Raw genomic sequence first — 18,242 nt, forward strand, 5'->3', positions numbered from 1 at the left:
CCCCGGACTGGGCCGGGTACCGCGCGGTAGGTACCCTGGCGGCCATGCGTGCACTCCTCGTGGTCAACCCGGCGGCAACCACCACCAGTGCCCGCACCCGTGACGTGCTGATCCACGCGCTGGCGAGCGAGATGAAGCTGGAGGCCGTCACCACCGAGTACCGCGGCCACGCGCGGGACCTCGGCCGGCGGGCCGCCGACTCCGACGACATCGGCATGGTGGTGGCGCTGGGCGGCGACGGCACGGTCAACGAGGTGGTCAACGGGCTGCTGCACGCCGGCCCGGACCCCGACGCCCTGCCGCGGCTCGCGGTCGTCCCCGGCGGCTCCACGAACGTCTTCGCCCGCGCCCTGGGACTGCCCAACGACGCCGTGGAGGCCACCGGCGCCATCCTGGACGCCCTGGAGACGGGGAGCGGCCGCACGGTGGGGCTCGGCATAGCGGCCGGCACGCCGGGCACACCGGACGAGGGCGTCCCGCCCCGCTGGTTCACCTTCTGCGCCGGATTCGGCTTCGACGCCGGAGTCGTCGGCAGGGTCGAACGGCAGCGGGAGCGCGGCCGGATCTCGACGCACTCCCTCTACATACGCCAGGCGGCCCGGCAGTTCCTCGCGGACCCGCACCGCCGCAGTGGTGCGATCACCCTGGAACGGCCCGGGGCGGACCCCGTGCGCGAGCTGGTGCTGTCCATCGTCTGCAACACGTCCCCCTGGACCTACCTGGGGGACCGCCCGGTGTACGCGACCCCGGCGGCGTCCTTCGACAGCGCCCTGGACGTGCTCGGACTGAGCCGGCTTTCGACCCCCGCGCTGGCCCGCTACGCGACCCAGTTGCTCACCTCGACCCCGGACCGCGGGCCGCGCGGCAGGCATGTGACCTCTTTTCACGATCTCACGGACTTCACCTTGCATTCGAAGGTGCCACTCCCTTTCCAGATGGACGGTGACCACCTCGGACTCCGCAGCAGTGTGACGTTCACAGGCGTACGCCGTGCACTGCGTGTGATTGTGTGAGCGGAAGCGGCAAAAGTCCTTCCAGTCGAACGTTTAGGCGCGGATCCACCCCATGGAAGTACGGCTGTGACCTAGTCGACACCGAGGAATCAAAAAAAACTTTCCGGAAGGGGTTGTATCCGCCGCCGAGGTTTGCGAATCTCTACATGGCGCTCGGGACGGCCCGCAAGACCGGCCCCCAGTGAGCACCAGAACCCCTCCTCGATCAGGACCGCGGCCAGTTCGTCTGGTTGCAGGCCCTTCCCTTGCGAGGGGATTCGTGAAAGCGTTCACATTCACAAGCAATACGCATGTCATACCAAGAGAGGTAGCAGCCATGGACTGGCGTCACAACGCCGTTTGCCGCGAGGAAGACCCCGAGCTGTTCTTCCCCATCGGCAACACCGGTCCTGCGCTGCTGCAGATCGAGGAAGCCAAGGCCGTCTGCCGTCGCTGCCCCGTCATGGAGCAGTGCCTGCAGTGGGCGCTCGAGTCCGGCCAGGACTCCGGCGTCTGGGGTGGCCTCAGCGAGGACGAGCGCCGCGCGATGAAGCGCCGCGCCGCCCGCAACCGGGCACGCAACGCCACCGCCTGAGCCCCCTGCCCACAGCCTGAGCCCGGCGGCGCGTACGGTGAGTACGCAATCACCGCCCCCGAGCCGCAGCGCGCAGCAGTATCCCGCAGCTTTCGAGCCCCGGACCATCTCCAGCGGTCCGGGGCTCGCTGCCGTCCACCCGGGGCAGGCATCGCACCGCGCGCGGCAGGCGCCTCCCGTCGCCCACGGCGCGGGGCCGTACCGGCAAACCGCCCGGAACTACTTCTGGCTGCGGACCGGAATGTCCAGGACCGCACGCGTCCCCCGCCCGGCGGCCGGCTTCATATCGAAGGTGCCGCCCAGCTCCCCCTCCACCAGTGTCCTGATGATCTGGAGACCGAGGTTTCCCGCCGTCTTCGGATCGAAGCCCTCGGGCAGCCCCCTGCCGTCGTCCTGCACGGTGATGAGCAGCCGCTCGGCCGAGCGGGGGCCGCCGCGCACCGCCGAAACCTCGACGGTGCCGGACTCCCCCGGCGCGAAGGCGTGCTCCAGCGCGTTCTGCAGGACCTCGGTGAGGACCATGGAGAGCGGCGTGGCCACCTCGGCGTCCAGGATTCCGCAACGGCCGGTGCGCCGGCAGTCGACCTTGCCGGGGGAGATCTCGGCCACCATGGCGAGTACCCGGTCGGCGATCTCGTCGAACTCGACCCGCTCGTCCAGGTTCTGGGACAGCGTCTCATGGACGATGGCGATGGACCCGACCCTCCGGACCGCCTCGCCGAGGGCCGCCCGACCGCGCACCGAGTCCATCCTCCGGGCCTGGAGACGCAGCAGCGCGGCGACCGTCTGGAGGTTGTTCTTCACCCGGTGGTGGATCTCCCGGATGGTGGCGTCCTTGGTCATCAACTCGCGCTCGCGGCGCCGGAGTTCCGTGACATCGCGGAGCAGGACAAGGGAGCCGATACGGGCGCCCTTGGGCTTCAGCGGGATGGCGCGGAGCTGGATGACGCCGCCGTTTCCCTCGACTTCGGTCTCCCGGGGCGCGTATCCGCTGGCGAGCTTGATCAGGGCCTCGTCGACCGGCCCCCGGGAAGGCGCCAGTTCGGCGGTGATCTGGCCCAGGTGCTGCCCGACCAGGTCGGCGGCGAGGCCGAGCCGGTGGTACGCGGACAGCGCGTTCGGGGACGCGTACTGGACGACACCGTCTGCGTCGAGACGGATCAGCCCGTCACCGGCACGCGGTGAGGCGTCCATGTCGACCTGCTGCTCGGGGAAGGGGAAGGCACCCGCGGCGATCATCTGGGCCAGGTCGGAGGCGGACTGCAGATAGGTCAGCTCGAGCCGGCTGGGGGTGCGCACGGTGAGCAGGTTGGTGTTGCGCGCGATCACCCCGAGGACCCGGCCGTCACGCCGTACGGGGATCGACTCGACCCGTACCGGCACCTCCTCGCGCCACTCGGGGTCTCCCTCGCGCACGATGCGGCCCTCGTCGAGCGCGGCGTCCAGCAGCGGGCGGCGACCGCGGGGGACCAGATGCCCGACCATGTCGTCCTGGTAGGAGGTGGGGCCGGTGTTCGGCCGCATCTGGGCCACCGAGACATACCGCGTGCCGTCCAGGGTGGGAACCCACAGGACGAGGTCCGCGAAGGAGAGGTCGGAGAGCAGTTGCCACTCCGAGACCAGCAGGTGCAGCCACTCGAGGTCGGACTCGCTCAGAGCGGTGTGCTGGCGTACGAGGTCGTTCATGGAGGGCACGCTGTGAGCGTACCTTTGGCGAGAACCTGACGGGACGGGCCCGAGTAGGGGAGGATGGGCCCGGAAAAGCGTGTGCAGACGGATGGACAGCGCTTAATGGTCTAGTCCACAATGACATCGCCGTGCCGGGACACGCCCCGGACGGCGGACAGCAGAAGACCTCCGCCCTCCCCGCACAGGAGGGTGGACCGAGGACCCGGCGCTCTCTGCCCTGACTGCGCCGAGGGCCTCCACACGGCCGACCGGGACCGCACACCCGACGGCCGGGCAACTCCGGGCTGCGGTGCCGGACGGGTTGAGGGTCCCGTCCCGGCGCCGCGGCCCGCGGGTCCCCCACGGCCGGGGGCGCGCCGAATGCTCCGGCGCCGGCAGGACCCGCCGCGCCGCCCCTTCGGCGGGCGGCACCAGGCCGGCCGAGACCCCTCCCGGCTCCGACCCCGCGGCCCCGATTCCCGGCCCCCGGACCAGGGGAGAGCGCGACCGGCGCACCGCACGAGTGCGGCCGGTCCGCGGGCCGGGCAGTTCGCGCCGAAGCGGAGTGCGGCGAGGCCGCGCCGCACCCGCGGCCTTCCGGACAGGCCGGGTCCGCCATGGCACGGCGCCACCGCCCGACGGCATCGACCCCGTCCCTGCCCGTCCCTGCCCCGGCGACCAGCGCGGCTCACGGGGCCGGCCGATCCGCGGGCCGGTCGGCCCAGGGCCCTCCCGAGGGCCCTCCTCCCGCCGGCCGGCGTTCACCCCGGCATCACCCCGCTCTGCTAGATTGGTCTATACCACATGCCCTCAATCGATCGGCGGCCCACAGTGGAAGTTGTCATCGTCCAGGACGCCAAGGCGGGCGGGGAACTCGTCGCGCAGGGCATCGCGGACCTGCTCCGCCGCAGGCCGGACGCCCTGCTCGGGGTGGCGACGGGATCGACGCCGCTGCCCGTCTACCGGGCCCTGGCAGCACGGGTCCGGGCCGGGACTGCGGACGTCTCCCGGGCCCGGATCGCACAGCTCGACGAGTATGTGGGCCTGCCCGCCGGGCATCCCGAGTCATACCGCTCGGTGGTGATGCGCACGGTCCTCAAACCGCTCGGGCTGAGTCCGGAATCGTTCATCGGCCCGGACGGCTCAGCGGAGGACGTCCGCGCCGCCTGCGAGGCGTACGAGACGGCCCTGACGGCGGCGGGCGGCGTCGACCTGCAGCTGCTGGGCATCGGCACGGACGGGCACATCGGGTTCAACGAACCCTGCTCGTCGCTCGCCTCGCGCACGAGGATCAAGACCTTGACCGAGCAGACCCGCGCGGACAACGCCCGCTTCTTCGACGGCGACATCGAGCAGGTGCCGCAGCACGTCATCACCCAGGGGATCGGGACGATCCTGGAGGCCCGGCACCTGGTGCTGCTGGCCACCGGGGAGGGGAAGGCGGAAGCGGTCGCGGCGACCGCGGAGGGCCCCGTCGCGGCGGTCTGCCCCGCCTCGGCACTCCAACTGCACCCGCATGCGACGGTCGTGGTCGACGAGGCGGCGGCCTCGAAACTGAAGCTGGCGGGCTACTTCCGCCACGCGTACGCCCACAAGCCGGCCTGGCAAGACCTGTAGCACGCGGCGCGGCCCCGCCCGACCGGGCGGGCGGGCGGGGGCCATGCGTCCCGCGGGCGGGAGTCGGCGGCCAGGACAGGTGCGTACTTGACGGATGGGGAACCGACCGCACGCGACTCGCGGAAAGGCTGCAGCTCACGCGAGCGCAACGCGGCCGGCGCCACATCGCCCCGGGGCCGGGGTGGGGGTCGACGGCAGCGCCATGTCCCGGAAAATGCCCGGCACCTACCGCAACGCCCGCGGGCCGCACGCCCGGTCCTGTGCGGCCCCGAGTGCCCTCGGCCGGCGTGAACCACCACCTCGGATCATGGACTAGACCTCTCAGGGTGTCCAGGGTGTATAAGAAGGGCTGTCGCGTCCGGTCACCGACCGGCACCCGGGTCAGGGCGGCGGCCCGCGAACGGACCGTGCCACCATGTGAGCCGCGATCAACGGAGGCGCCGGTGACGGCAGCACCACACGAGTCGGAAAGGCAGGCCATGGCCGCGGACGGGGCCGGCACCGGGCCGGAGGCCGGACCGGAGACCGGGAGGGAGACCGGGAGGGAGACCGTACGGGAGACCGGGAGGGCGGCCAGGACCGCGCGCGTACCCAAGTACTACCGGCTCAAGAGGCACTTGCTCGACATGACCGAGACCCTGCCGCCCGGCACACCCGTGCCGCCGGAGCGCACCCTCGCCGCCGAGTTCGACACCTCGCGCACCACCGTGCGCCAGGCGCTCCAGGAACTGGTCGTCGAGGGACGGCTGGAGCGCATCCAGGGCAAGGGCACGTTCGTCGCCAAGCCCAAGGTCTCCCAGGCGCTCCGGCTGACCTCCTACACCGAGGACATGCTGGCGCAGGGTCTGCAACCCGCTTCGCAACTGCTGGACATCGGCTATGTGACGGCCGACGGCACGCTCGCCGGACTGCTGGACATCGCACCGGGCGGACGGGTGCTGCGCATCGAGCGGCTCCGGCTGGCCTCCGGCGAGCCGATGGCGATCGAGACCACGCACCTGTCAGCGAAGCGCTTCCCGGCGCTGCGCCGGTCGCTGGTGAGGTACACCTCCCTCTACGCCGCCCTGGCCGAGGTGTACGACGTCCGCCCCGCCGAGGCCGAGGAGACCATCGAGACCTCCCTGGCCACCCCCCGCGAGGCGGGGCTGCTCGGCACGGACGTCGGCCTGCCGATGCTGATGCTCTCGCGGCACTCGCTCGACGCCGGGGGCGACCCCGTGGAGTGGGTCCGCTCGGTCTACCGGGGCGACCGCTACAAGTTCGTGGCCAGACTGCGGCGCCCCGAGACCCCCTGACGGCCTGCGGAGACCGCGGCCGCCCTCCGGGAACCCGACCAGGCCGGGGAGCCGGCCCACCCGGCACCGCCCCGCAGTCTTTGCCGTACCGAAATGCGGACAAGGGGTGACGTCCGCATGAGCAGTCACCTAGATTGCTCGCGCGTTACAGGCAATCAGCACGGGACGGGAGCCACACGATGGCCGAGCCTGCACCACCTAGCACACCCCGACGGGGCATGACTCCGCGGGCCACCGCAGTCTGGGTACTCGTCGCGCTGACGGGCGCGGCCGGCTGGAGCATGCTCGCCCTCTCACGGGGGGAGGAGGTCTCAGCCGCCTGGATGCTGGCGGCAGCACTCGGCTCGTACGCCATCGCCTACCGGTTCTACGCGCGCTTCATCCAGTACCGGGTACTCCGGGCCGACAAGACCCGCGCCACCCCAGCGGAGCGGCTTGACAACGGTGTCGACTTCCACCCGACCGACCGGCGGGTGCTGTTCGGCCACCACTTCGCGGCCATCGCCGGAGCGGGCCCGCTGGTCGGCCCGATCCTCGCCGCCCAGATGGGCTATCTGCCGGGCACCATATGGATCATCGTCGGAGTGATCTTCGCCGGCGCCGTGCAGGACATGGTCACCCTGTTCTTCTCCACCCGACGGGACGGCCGCTCGCTCGGCCAGATGGCGCGGGACGAGATCGGCCCCTTCGGCGGCGTCGCCGCCCTGATCGCCGTCTTCGCGATCATGATCATCCTGCTGGCGGTGCTGGCGCTGGTGATCGTCAACGCCCTGGCGCACTCCCCCTGGGGGGTGTTCTCCATCGGCATGACGATTCCGATCGCCCTGTTCATGGGCGTCTACCTGCGGATCCTGCGGCCGGGCAGGGTCAGCGAGGTGTCGATCATCGGCGTCGCGCTGCTGCTCCTCGCGATCATCGCGGGAGGCTGGGTCGCGGACTCCTCGCTCGCAGCGTTCTTCACCCTGGAGCCGGGCACCCTGGTCGTCTGGATGATGGCCTACGGATTCCTGGCCTCCGTGCTCCCCGTCTGGCTGCTGCTGGCCCCGCGCGACTACCTCTCGACCTTTATGAAGGTCGGCACCATCGTGCTGCTGGCCCTGGGCGTGGCCGTGGCGATGCCGACGCTGAAGATGCCGGCCGTCACCGAGTTCGCGGGCAGCGGCCAGGGCCCGGTCTTCGCCGGCTCGCTGTTCCCGTTCGTCTTCATCACCATCGCGTGCGGCGCGCTCTCCGGCTTCCACTCCCTGGTCTCCTCGGGCACCACCCCGAAGATGATCCAGAAGGAGACCCAGGTCCGGATGATCGGCTACGGCGCCATGCTGACCGAGTCGTTCGTCGCGGTCATGGCGATGATCTGCGCCGCCATCCTCGACCCGGGTCTGTACTTCGCGATCAACTCCCCCTCCGGAGTCATCGGCACCACGGTCGACTCCGCCTCCCAGGCGGTCGCCAACCTGGGTTTCACCGTCACCCCGGAGCAACTCACCCAGGCCGCCAAGGACGTCGAGGAGGCGAGCCTGCTCTCCCGCACCGGCGGCGCGCCGACCTTCGCCCTCGGCATGTCGGAGATCTTCTCCGCGGTCGTCGGCGGCGCCGGGATGAAGGCGTTCTGGTACCACTTCGCCATCATGTTCGAGGCGCTGTTCATCCTCACCACGCTCGACGCCGGCACCCGCGTGGGGCGCTTCATGCTGCAGGACACACTCGGCAACGTCTACCGGCCGATGAAGCAGATCAGCTGGAAGCCCGGCGTCTGGTTCGCCAGTGCGGTCGTCGTCGGCGGCTGGGGCTACTTCCTCTGGGTCGGCGTGCACGACCCGCTCGGCGGCATCAACCAGCTCTTCCCGCTCTTCGGAATCGCCAACCAGCTCCTCGCCGCCGTCGCCCTCGCCGTCTGCACCACGCTGCTGGTGAAGTCCGGACGCCTCAAGTGGGCCTGGGTCACGGCCGTCCCGCTCGCCTGGGACGTCACGGTCACCCTCACCGCGAGCTGGCAGAAGGTCTTCTCCGCCGACCCGAAGGTGGGCTTCTTCTCCCAGCGCGAGAAGTACCAGGCGGGCATCGACTCCGGCGAGGTGCTGGCTCCGGCGAAGACGATGGACGACATGCACACCATCGTCACCAACTCGACCGTCGACGGCGTGCTCTCGGCACTGTTCGCCCTCCTCATCGTGGTGGTCCTGGCGGACGCCGCCCGGGTCTGCTTCCGGGCGATCAGCAATCCGGAGACCGTCCGGCTCGCCGAGGCCCCGTACGTCGAGTCGAAGCTCGTCGCGCCCGCCGGGATGTTCGCCACGAAGGAGGAGAAGGCGGAGCTCGCGGCGGTCGCCGCCGGAGCCGGCGCCGGTGCCCCGGAGCACGAGGCCGCCGTAAGCGGCCGGACATGAGTACCGTCGCGGGAATGGCGGGCACGGCGGGCACGGCGGTGGCGAACGGGGTACGGCGGGCGGTCGGCTGGGTCCGCTGGTACGTGCGCGAGGTCTCGGGCGAGTCGGTGTACGACCGCTATGTGGCGCACACCCGGGCACACGACCCCGGTGCGGAGGTCCTTTCCCGCCGCGAGTTCGAGCGCCGCCGCACGGACGAGCGGGAGGCCGACCCCCGCAAGGGATTCCGCTGCTGCTGAGCACCCGCTCCCGCCGGCCGGCCTCGGGCCTCCGCCTCCCTCGGGGGAGAGCGGAGGCCCGAGGGCCTCCCCGCGGCCACGGAGGACGCGGCCGCCCGCGGGGCACCCCCCACCCCACCGCCGCACAGGGCACCACCGGCCCCCACCGCGCGGAACACCACATGGGGAACGTCACCGCCGCGCGGAACACCCACGCGGAACGTCACCACCGCACGGAACACCACCGCACGGAACAGCACCGCCGCACGGAACAGCACCACGGGGAACAGCACCGCCCGGAACGCCGCCCGCCCCGCCGCCAGGACACCCCCGCGGGACCGGGGACCCGCGCCGGGCCCCCCGCCCCCGGGCACCTCCGCCCTCAAGCCCTGAGCCGAGCCACGACACAACATGTGGGGGGTACCGCAACCCACCGCCCCCACATGTATGCTCATCCTCGCTGTCGACGCAGGGGAATCCGGTGGGAAACCGGAACTGTCCCGCAACGGTGTACCGGTGTGCGCTGGTCCGAAACCAGGACCCGTCCCGTGTGAGTCCGAGAACCTGCCGGCGGTGCGCCCGGACCGTCCGGCCCGGGTGCCCAGACGTCCGGGCCTCGCGGAAAAGGCCGGTGGACGCGGTCCGCCCTGCCCGGGTGAGCGTCCGCGCACCGCCCCGCCGGCCCCCAGCCGAGCGAGGGAGAGCACCCCGTGACCATCGCGCCGCCCGATCCTGCTTCAGCGCAGCTCGCCGACGGACCAGGCACCGCGCTTCTGCGGACCCTGACCGAGCTCACCGCCGACCTGCCCGACACCGACCCCGGCCGGGTGGCCGGGGCCGCCCTCCGGGGCCGTCACGCGGGATCGGACGAGGCCGAACTGCGCGAACTGGCCACCGAGGCGGCCGCCGGCCTGATCTCCGAGGACCCGGCGTACTCCCGGCTCGCGGCACGACTGCTCACCCTCACCATCGCCGAAGAGGCGGCCGGCCAGGGCGCCTCCGCGTTCTCCGGCTCGATCGCCGCCGGCCACCGCGAGGGGCTGATCGCGGACCGCACGGCCGTCTTCGTCCAGACGCACGCCCGGCGCCTCGACGCGCTGGTCGACCCGGACGCCGACGACCGCTTCGGGTACTTCGGTCTGCGCACCCTCTACAGCCGCTATCTGCTCCGGCACCCGATCACCCGCAAGGTCGTCGAGACCCCGCAGTACTTCATGCTGCGCGTCGCCTGCGGTCTCGCCGAGGACGACTCCCCGCGCGCGCTGGAGGAAGTGGCCTCCCTCTACGGGCTGATGAGCCGCCTCGACTACCTGCCGTCCTCCCCCACGCTCTTCAACTCCGGCACCCGGCACCCCCAGATGTCGTCCTGCTACCTGCTGGACTCCCCGCTGGACGAGCTGGACTCCATCTACCAGCGCTACCACCAGGTGGCGCGGCTCTCCAAGCACGCGGGCGGTATCGGGCTGTCGTACTCCCGCATCCGCTCCCGCGGTTCGCTCATCCGGGGCACCAACGGCCACTCCAACGGCATCGTGCCGTTCCTGCGCACCCTGGACTCCTCGGTGGCCGCCGTCAACCAGGGCGGCCGGCGCAAGGGCGCGGCCTGCGTGTACCTGGAGACCTGGCACGCGGACATCGAGGAGTTCCTGGAGCTGCGCGACAACACGGGCGAGGAGGCGCGCCGCACGCACAACCTCAACCTGGCGCACTGGATCCCCGACGAGTTCATGCGCCGGGTCGACGCCGACGCCCACTGGTCGCTGTTCTCCCCCGCCGACGTGCCGGAGCTCGTCGATCTCTGGGGCGGCGACTTCGACGCCGCGTACCGCAGGGCGGAGGCCGCCGGGCTCGCCCGCCGCACCATCCCCGCCCGTGAGCTGTACGGGCGGATGATGCGCACCCTCGCCCAGACCGGCAACGGCTGGATGACCTTCAAGGACGCCTCCAACCGCACCGCCAACCAGACCGCGGAGCCCGGGACCGCCGTCCACTCCTCCAACCTGTGCACCGAGATCATCGAGGTGACCGACGACGGCGAGACGGCGGTCTGCAACCTCGGCTCGGTGAACCTCGGCGCGTTCGTCGTACCGGGCGCCGCCGACGGCGAGGAGGTGATCGACTGGGCGCGGCTGGACGACACCGTCCGCACCGCCGTGACCTTCCTCGACCGGGTCGTCGACATCAACTACTACCCGACCGAGCAGGCCGGCCGCTCCAACTCCCGGTGGCGCCCGGTGGGCCTCGGCGCGATGGGCCTCCAGGACGTCTTCTTCAAGCTGCGCCTGCCCTTCGACTCCGCCGCGGCGAAGGCCCTGTCCACACGCATCGCCGAGCGGATCATGCTGGCCGCCTACGAGGCGTCCTGCGAACTGGCCGAGCGCAGCGGGCCGCTGCCGGCCTGGGAGCGGACCCGCACCGCCCGGGGCGTGCTGCACCCCGACCACTACGACACGCGCCTGGCCTGGCCCGAGCGCTGGGCCGCGCTGCGCGAGCGGGTCGCCGCCACCGGCATGCGCAACTCGCTGCTGCTGGCCATCGCGCCGACCGCCACCATCGCGTCGATCGCCGGTGTGTACGAGTGCATCGAGCCGCAGGTGTCCAACCTCTTCAAGCGCGAGACGCTGTCGGGCGAGTTCCTCCAGGTGAACTCCTACCTGGTACACGACCTGAAGCGGCTCGGCGTGTGGGACGCACAGACCCGGGAGGCGCTGCGCGACTCCGGCGGTTCGGTACAGGGCCTGAACTGGATCCCAGCGGAGGTGCGGGAGCTGTACCGGACCGCCTGGGAGATCCCGCAGCGCGGCCTGATCGACATGGCCGCGGCCCGCACCCCGTTCCTGGACCAGTCGCAGTCGCTGAACCTCTTCATGGAGACGCCGACCATCGGCAAGCTCTCCTCGATGTACGCGTACGCCTGGAAGCAGGGTCTGAAGACCACGTACTACCTGCGGTCCCGCCCCGCGACCCGGATCGCCCGGGCCGCCTCGGGCACGACCCCGGCCGCCACCATCCCGGCCGCCACCCTCCCCGTCCAGCAGGCCGCCGACCCCGATGCCGTCGCCTGCTCCCTGGAGAACCCGGAGTCCTGCGAGGCCTGCCAGTAACTCCGCCCCGCCATCCGCACCCCACCTCTGGAGGACGGCGCCCCGCGCCGGCTGCTATGAACGACAAGAACCTGCTCGATCCGGGCTTCGAGCTGACGCTGCGCCCGATGCGCTACCCGGACTTCTACGACCGCTACCGGGACGCCATCAAGAACACCTGGACGGTGGAGGAGGTCGACCTCCACTCGGACGTCGCCGACCTCGCCAGGCTCAGCCCGGGCGAGCAGCACCTGATCGGCCGCCTGGTCGCGTTCTTCGCGACCGGCGACTCGATCGTCGCGAACAACCTGGTGCTGACGCTGTACAAGCACATCAACTCCCCCGAGGCGCGCCTCTACCTGTCGCGGCAGCTCTTCGAGGAGGCCGTGCACGTCCAGTTCTATCTGACGCTGCTCGACACCTATCTGCCCGACCCGGAGGACCGCGCCGCGGCCTTCGCCGCGGTGGAGAACATCCCGTCGATCCGGGAGAAGGCCCAGTTCTGCTTCCGGTGGATGGACTCGGTCGAGACGATCGACCGGCTGGAGAGCCGGGCCGACCGGCGCCGCTTCCTGCTGAACCTGATCTGCTTCGCGGCCTGCATCGAGGGGCTGTTCTTCTACGGGGCTTTCGCCTACGTGTACTGGTTCCGTTCGCGGGGCCTGCTGCACGGGCTGGCGACCGGGACGAACTGGGTGTTCCGGGACGAGACCATGCACATGAACTTCGCCTTCGAGGTCGTGGACACGGTCCGCAAGGAGGAGCCCGAGCTCTTCGACGACGCCCTCGGGCAGCAGGTCACGGACATGCTGAAGGAGGCGGTCGAGGCCGAGCTGCAGTTCGCCCGCGACCTGTGCGGCGACGGGCTGCCGGGAATGAACACCGAGTCGATGCGCGCGTACCTGGAGTGCGTCGCCGACCAGCGGCTGACCCGGCTGGGCTTCGCCCCGGTGTTCGGCTCGCAGAACCCGTTCTCCTTCATGGAGTTGCAGGGCGTGCAGGAGCTGACGAACTTCTTCGAGCGCCGGCCGTCGGCGTACCAGGTCGCGGTCGAGGGCACGGTCGACCTGGACGAGGACTTCTGACGCGGGTCTCTGGTCTCTGCACGGATCTCGCGCGGATCTCTGGCGCGGATCTCTGACACCTGCTTGCGGCCCCGGCTTCTCACGTCGCCGGGGCCCCGGCTCTTCGGGGACGGCCTCTGACGAGGGCTTTTGAGGAAGGCGCTCAGGACGGCGCGGGGCAGCGGCCCCGCCCGCCCGCGGCCCCTCGGCGGTCCGGGCGCCCGCCCGCGTCGTGTGCCGTCCGCGCGGGCGGGTCCGCGGCCCCTCGGCGATCATGACCGCGCCCCGCACCGGGTGGTTCCGTGCGGGGCGGGGCGGGGCGAGCGGCACACGACGCGGGCGGGCACACGGCACACGGCACACGGGGACGGTTTGTCCGGCACGGGTCGGCCGTCGCACACGGGACGGCTCCGCCGGCGCGCTCAGTCGTTGGGCACGGTCTCGTAGCGCGGCGTGCCCTCGGCCATCTGCCGCAGCGCGTCCTTGCGGTCCCGCTTCGACAGCCGGTCGATATAGAGCCGGCCGTACAGATGGTCCGTCTCGTGCTGCAGGCAGCGCGCGAAGTAGCCGGTGCCGCGCACCTTGATCGGCTTGCCCTCGGCATCCTGGCCGTGCACCTCGGCGTAGTCCGGGCGGGCGAGCGACGCATACGCCGTCGGGACCGAGAGACAGCCCTCGTTGGAGTCGTCGAGAACCCGGCGCTCCGGCGGCAGCTCCTGCAGCACCGGGTTGCAGACGACGCCCACATGGCGCTCGCCCTCGTCGTCCGGGCAGTCGTAGACGAAGACCTTGAGGTCCACGCCGATCTGGTTGGCGGCCAGGCCCACGCCCTCCGCCGCCCGCTGGCTGGCGAACATGTCGTCGATCAGCGCCGCGAGCCCGTCGTCGAACTCGGTGACGTCCCGGCACTCCCGGTGGAGCACCGGATTGCCGACGACGGTGATGGGACGGGCGCTGCCGCGCTCGCGATGGGTCCGCTCGCGCTCCTCGCAGTCCTCCGTGTCGACGGCGAAGCCGCCGCTGATCTGCTCGTCCGTCTCCTGCTGCGCCATTTCCGCCGTAAGCCTTCCTCAAAACCGTCTCGATGACCCGTACAGCCTACGGCCCTGCGGCGGTGGTCAGCAGACCTCCTCCAGATCGCGCCACTCCCGGCTGCCGGGGCTGTCGGCCACCCAGCCGTCGAGCAGTCCCCGCACGAGCGCGGCGGGCGCGGCGATCCCGCACTCCCGCTCCGGCACCCAGAGCTCACCGGCCGTGCGGTGGCCCAGCGGGCCCGGATGACCCGGCTCGCTGTGGTCGTGCGGGTCCAGATGCTCTCCCTCGCCCTCGGCGCTCGGCATCACTCCCTCGGAACAGGTCCGGCACAGCAGCCGCACCGACGAGGACCAGTCCTCGGCCGCGAAGCCCGCGTCGGCGGCAAGCTGTTCCAGCGCGTCCCGGTCCTCCTCCGTCGCGGCCTCGAGCAGCACCACCCACGTCGGCACGGGCGAGGGCGCCCAGAGCTCGATCTCGTCGAAGACGGGGAAGCTGTGCCCCGCGGTGGTGGTGCGCTCGCCGTGCGGAACACCGTCGTGCAGAACGACCTCGCCCCAGCGCCTGCCGGACGAAGGCAGCGGGATCGACAGCACCTCTATCCGCGCGGGGTCGAGCCTGCGACCCCACACGACCTCCGCCTCGCCCTCGGGCGACAGCCGCACGGCCGCGCTGCCCAGCTCCATCCCGACGGGCTCCGCGGCCGCCCCGCCGCCCGCGGCCCTGGGGCGGCCGGGCACCTTCAGCCCGTAGGCCTGCCAGGCGCGCCGGGCCAGCGGCCAGTCCTGGAGGGCCGTGGCGGCGATCCCCACGTTCCACCAGTCGGGTGCGCCCGTCTCCTTGTCCAGGAGGGCGACGGCCCGCAGGCCCGCGGCGCGGGCCTGCTCCCAGTCGTGGCGGAATTTGTGCAGGAGGGCCAGGTTGAACCACGACTCCGACAGCCAGGGCTCCAGGTCCGCCGCGCGCGTCAGCAGCGCGCCCGCGTCCTCGTACCGGCCGTCGCCGATCAGCGTGAACGCGCGGTCGGTGGCCTGCCGCCAAGAGGCGGAGGGCCGATGCCGTACCTTCCCGAAGATCCTCACGATTCCCGCCTGCCGGTCGCTCGGGTCATTGCCCCCGCACACCGCCTGAATGACCGTGTGCCGATGTCTCTCAGTGCTCCTTCTCCGTGCTCTCCGGCGCTCTCCAGCGCTCTCCGGCGCTCTCCGGCGCTCTCCGGCGCTCCCACAAGCGCTGCTCCAGCCCTGCCTCGGCGCCCGGCGCTCCCGCAGGCGCCCCGCAGTCCTGCTTCAGCGCTCTTTCCTTCGCATCCAACCATGCCCGCTCGGACGCCCGCTCATTACCCATGGGTTACCCGGGCCGAGCGAACTCGAGACCCCCGCGCAGCACTCGGGCCAGCGACTCCACGACCTCGGGCTGGTAGTCGTGCGCGGTCCCCAGCCTGAGCCGTTCCAGCGCGGTCAGTGCGCTCCGCACACTGTCACCGGTCAGATCGTCGTACGCGTTGACGGCGCGGACGATACGGGCGGGCAGCGGCTGCTCGCGATACGGCTCGGCCTGCCGCTCGACGACCACCGCGACGGCCGACGGGACCCCGGTCCGGCGGACGACGGCACCGCCCAGCAGGGCGATCCTGCGCTGCTCCGGCGCGGGAAGCAGCGCGGTCGCCCCCGCCGGGACGGGATCCACCAGGGACAACTGGCCGATGTCGTGCATCAGCGCCGCGTACTCCAGCACGGTCAGGTCGAAACCGGAGAGTCCCATCTCACGGCCGACCAGGGCGCTCAGGGCCGCGACCCGGCGCGCGTGCCCGTGGGGCGTGTACCCGGCGACCTCGGTCGCCCGTGCGAGTGAGGCGACGGTCTGCCGGTACGTCGTCCGCACCGCCGTGAGCCTCCGTAGCGACAACTGGGTGAGCAGCAGCGGCAGACAGCACAGCGGCAGCGCCCAGGGCCCGGCGACAGCCGTGCCGAGCGCCATCACGGCACCGGTCGCCCAGACCGCGCAGCCCGCGCCGGGGAGCGAGCGCAGCTCGTCGCGCAGCAGCGGCCCGAAGGGTACGGGGGGACCTCCCGTGCGCTCGGCGCCACCGGAGAGGGTGCCAGGCCGCAGCAGCAGGGACGCGAGAACGGCGTCGCACAGTGCGGTGGGCACCAGCACGAGCAGCAGCGCCAGGACGCAGCCGGGGCCGGTGGCGAGCGATTCCGCGGGTGCGCCCGGGCCGTGGAGGGGCTGGACGCAGACCGCGGCGAAGGCGACGGTGATGATCCTGCGGGCCGCATGGCCGAGCGCCGGTCCCCGGCCACGAGCGACCCGTGGGACGGCGCCGGCGAGGACGCCGGCCGTGACCACCGCCACGGTCTGCGGAAAGCCGTGCGCGGTGGCGTGCCCGGCGTTCGCGCCCAGCAGGGCGTAGCCGAGCGCGCTCGCGGCCCCGAAAGGGGCGGGCTCCCGCTCTCCCGGCCCGGCTCGGCGGCCGGCGAGTTCGCCCATCGCGACCATCAGGCCGAACGTCAGAGCGACCACGGGTTCGGTGACCCCCTGCCACCCGGTCCACCCGAGCCCGGCCGCGGCGAGCACGACGGCCGCGGCGTTCACGGCGGCCGCGGCGTTCACGGCGGTGACGGCCTTGACCACCTTGACGGCGAAGGCCGCGAAGGCCGCGAAGACCGCGAAGACGGCGCCCGGTGCGGTCGGCCTCATCCGCCCCGCCGGTGCCGGAAGGCCGATGCCGCGCCCGGCGGAGCCGGCGCACCGCCGCGTCCGCGGGGCGGCTGTGCGGGCACGGCCGGCTCGTCCGCGGTGACGGCGCCCTCCCAGCCGTGGCGTTCCAGGGCGCGGACGAGGGCCCGCACCATCCGCGGGTCGAACTGGGTGCCCGCGCATCGCCTGAGTTCCTCGACCGCGGTGTGCACCGGCCGCGCCCTGCGGTAGGAGCGGGTCGAGGTCATGGCGTCGAAGGCGTCGGCGACGGCGACGACACGGGCGGCCTCGGGGATCTGCCGTCCGGCGAGTCCGCAGGGGTAGCCGCTGCCATCGAGTCGCTCGTGGTGGTGGAGGATCGCGGCCCTGGCCTCGCCGAGGAAGCCGATGCCCCGGACGATCTCGTGCCCGTACTCGGGGTGCAGCTCGATCACCCGCCGCTCTTCGGGGGTCAGCGGGCCGTCCTTGCGCAGCACCCGGGTGGGGACACCGAGCTTGCCCACGTCGTGGAGGATGCCCGCGATGCGGAGCACCTCGAGCCGTTCCCCGTCCATGCCGAGCTCCCGGGCGATCAGCACGCTCGCCCGGCCCACCCGCTCGCTGTGCCCTCCGGTGTAGCGGTCCTTGATGTCGACGGCCTGGACGAGCGCGCGGACGGTGCACCGGTGGGCGCGCTGCTCGCGGTGGTGCCGCGCGGGGACCCGACTCGACAGGTACACGGGCAGCAGCACGAGGAGCGCGGCCGGCGGGCCGTAGGCGCTCCGCCACATGACGGCCGCCATCAGCCCGGCCAGCCCGTGGAGGAGGTGCGGGCCGAGTGACCGGGACAGCAACCCGCGCCAGGCGGCCCGTACCGGCACCCGTTCGGCGGTGGCGAGGATGCCCCCGTCCAGGGCTGTGACGGCCAGGCAACAGGCCAGCACCGCGGCCCCGGCCGGGACCAGGGCGTACGGGAGCGCGGGGCCTGCCAGGGCTGCCGGACCACCGCACAGCGCCGCCGCGCCGGAAGCGGCCGCCGCGGCCAGGGCGAGCCGGGCGGCCCGCCAGGCCCGCCGGGCACCTGCCGGGCGCCGGTCCACGTGTCCGAGCAGGGCCGCCGGTACCGCGGCCAGCGCGGCCCCGGCGGGCGGCAGGAGCAGGGCGGCGGCGAACAGGACGGGGAGGAACGGTCCGGACCCGGCCGGGGCGGACTCCCCGAGCAGCCGCCCGGGGATCCGGCGGCGCCCCGGCATCTCGCCCAGGGCGTGCAGCCCGGCCAGCAGCGCCACGGCGGTCCAGGGCGTGTCCGCTCCCGGGCGCAGCGCGGGCAGGGCGCATACTCCTGCGCCCACCACCGCGCACAGGATGTATGCGCGCGCCGGTCCGGGAATGCGTTTCACCCGCCGTCAGCCTCCTTGCCCCCAAACAGAGCGTCAGGCTAGCGAGTTGTTCACATCCGGACGTTTGGTTGCGGCCGATTGGCACCATCGGGTGACAGGCGCGCATATGTGCGCATAGGGACGCGGAACGCGGGACGGACACCGCCCTCGGACATCACCGGTTCCGGCCCCTTACGGGGCCATGCCGCCGGGTCCGCCCACCGGCCGGG

At 72.3% G+C, this 18,242-nt stretch carries 13 protein-coding genes and 1 riboswitch; of the genes, 8 read left to right on the forward strand and 5 right to left on the reverse strand.

The genetic code is table 11. The features are described from left to right. Nucleotides 1–44 precede the first annotated feature (44 nt). On the forward strand, nt 45–1,013 hold the full coding sequence (locus SCWH03_RS18505; protein WP_173265379.1) for a diacylglycerol/lipid kinase family protein: 969 nt from the start codon (nt 45–47) through the stop codon (nt 1,011–1,013). A 316-nt stretch (nt 1,014–1,329) separates the two neighbouring features. Beyond that, nucleotides 1,330–1,587 (forward strand): WhiB family transcriptional regulator, encoded by a 258-nt coding sequence (locus tag SCWH03_RS18510; protein ID WP_004937597.1) that lies wholly within the window; start codon nt 1,330–1,332, stop codon nt 1,585–1,587. A gap of 219 nt (nt 1,588–1,806) precedes the next feature. Here SCWH03_RS18510 and SCWH03_RS18515 read toward each other — a convergent pair whose 3' ends face one another. Next, entirely contained in the window at nt 1,807–3,273 is a 1,467-nt protein-coding gene (locus tag SCWH03_RS18515) for a sensor histidine kinase (protein ID WP_173265380.1), read from the reverse strand. A gap of 813 nt (nt 3,274–4,086) precedes the next feature. Between SCWH03_RS18515 and nagB the strand changes: the two genes are divergently transcribed. The 6 genes from nagB to SCWH03_RS18545 all read left to right on the forward strand — a co-directional run bounded on the left by nagB (nt 4,087) and on the right by SCWH03_RS18545 (nt 12,940). Further along, the gene (gene nagB, locus SCWH03_RS18520) at nt 4,087–4,872 is read left to right on the forward strand and encodes a glucosamine-6-phosphate deaminase (RefSeq protein ID WP_173265501.1); all 786 of its coding nucleotides are present in this window, start codon (nt 4,087–4,089) and stop codon (nt 4,870–4,872) included. A 479-nt stretch (nt 4,873–5,351) separates the two neighbouring features. Further along, nucleotides 5,352–6,167 (forward strand): GntR family transcriptional regulator, encoded by an 816-nt coding sequence (locus SCWH03_RS18525; RefSeq protein WP_173265502.1) that lies wholly within the window; start codon nt 5,352–5,354, stop codon nt 6,165–6,167. A 179-nt stretch (nt 6,168–6,346) separates the two neighbouring features. Next, nucleotides 6,347–8,554 (forward strand): carbon starvation CstA family protein, encoded by a 2,208-nt coding sequence (locus SCWH03_RS18530; RefSeq protein ID WP_173265381.1) that lies wholly within the window; start codon nt 6,347–6,349, stop codon nt 8,552–8,554. Further along, the gene (locus SCWH03_RS18535; RefSeq protein ID WP_254076846.1) at nt 8,551–8,793 is read left to right on the forward strand and encodes a YbdD/YjiX family protein; all 243 of its coding nucleotides are present in this window, start codon (nt 8,551–8,553) and stop codon (nt 8,791–8,793) included. The genes SCWH03_RS18530 and SCWH03_RS18535 overlap by 4 nt, the downstream gene beginning before the upstream one ends. 420 nt (nt 8,794–9,213) lie before the next feature. Then, a riboswitch (cobalamin riboswitch) is annotated at nt 9,214–9,358 on the forward strand. A 124-nt stretch (nt 9,359–9,482) separates the two neighbouring features. Continuing rightward, nucleotides 9,483–11,876 (forward strand): ribonucleoside-diphosphate reductase subunit alpha, encoded by a 2,394-nt coding sequence (locus SCWH03_RS18540; RefSeq protein ID WP_173265382.1) that lies wholly within the window; start codon nt 9,483–9,485, stop codon nt 11,874–11,876. Nucleotides 11,877–11,932: 56 nt separating this feature from the next. Next, entirely contained in the window at nt 11,933–12,940 is a 1,008-nt protein-coding gene (locus tag SCWH03_RS18545; protein ID WP_173265383.1) for a ribonucleotide-diphosphate reductase subunit beta, read from the forward strand. 401 nt (nt 12,941–13,341) lie between these two features. On the opposite strand, the gene def is transcribed toward SCWH03_RS18545, so the two are convergent. From def to SCWH03_RS18565, 4 genes are all read right to left on the reverse strand, one after another. Continuing rightward, nucleotides 13,342–13,971 (reverse strand): peptide deformylase, encoded by a 630-nt coding sequence (gene def / locus SCWH03_RS18550; RefSeq protein WP_173265384.1) that lies wholly within the window; start codon nt 13,969–13,971, stop codon nt 13,342–13,344. Nucleotides 13,972–14,037: 66 nt separating this feature from the next. Beyond that, entirely contained in the window at nt 14,038–15,033 is a 996-nt protein-coding gene (locus SCWH03_RS18555; protein WP_173265385.1) for a tetratricopeptide repeat protein, read from the reverse strand. Nucleotides 15,034–15,301: 268 nt separating this feature from the next. Beyond that, entirely contained in the window at nt 15,302–16,654 is a 1,353-nt protein-coding gene (locus SCWH03_RS18560) for an HD-GYP domain-containing protein (RefSeq protein ID WP_254076847.1), read from the reverse strand. Further along, entirely contained in the window at nt 16,651–18,033 is a 1,383-nt protein-coding gene (locus SCWH03_RS18565; protein WP_173265386.1) for an HD-GYP domain-containing protein, read from the reverse strand. Before SCWH03_RS18565 ends, SCWH03_RS18560 begins: the two co-directional genes overlap by 4 nt. Nucleotides 18,034–18,242: the final 209 nt, after the last annotated feature.

Origin of the sequence: Streptomyces pacificus (assembly GCF_011766325.1) — a bacterium.
GTDB lineage: Bacteria > Actinomycetota > Actinomycetes > Streptomycetales > Streptomycetaceae > Streptomyces > Streptomyces pacificus.

Coding starts and splice junctions, on each gene's coding strand:
- SCWH03_RS18505 (WP_173265379.1), top strand. CDS start 45: ATGCGTGCACTCCTCGTGGTCAACCCGGCGGCAACCACCACCAGTGCC.
- SCWH03_RS18510 (WP_004937597.1), top strand. CDS start 1,330: ATGGACTGGCGTCACAACGCCGTTTGCCGCGAGGAAGACCCCGAGCTG.
- SCWH03_RS18515 (WP_173265380.1), bottom strand. CDS start 3,273: ATGAACGACCTCGTACGCCAGCACACCGCTCTGAGCGAGTCCGACCTC.
- SCWH03_RS18525 (WP_173265502.1), top strand. CDS start 5,352: ATGGCCGCGGACGGGGCCGGCACCGGGCCGGAGGCCGGACCGGAGACC.
- SCWH03_RS18530 (WP_173265381.1), top strand. CDS start 6,347: ATGGCCGAGCCTGCACCACCTAGCACACCCCGACGGGGCATGACTCCG.
- SCWH03_RS18535 (WP_254076846.1), top strand. CDS start 8,551: ATGAGTACCGTCGCGGGAATGGCGGGCACGGCGGGCACGGCGGTGGCG.
- SCWH03_RS18545 (WP_173265383.1), top strand. CDS start 11,933: ATGAACGACAAGAACCTGCTCGATCCGGGCTTCGAGCTGACGCTGCGC.
- def (WP_173265384.1), bottom strand. CDS start 13,971: ATGGCGCAGCAGGAGACGGACGAGCAGATCAGCGGCGGCTTCGCCGTC.
- SCWH03_RS18560 (WP_254076847.1), bottom strand. CDS start 16,654: ATGAGGCCGACCGCACCGGGCGCCGTCTTCGCGGTCTTCGCGGCCTTC.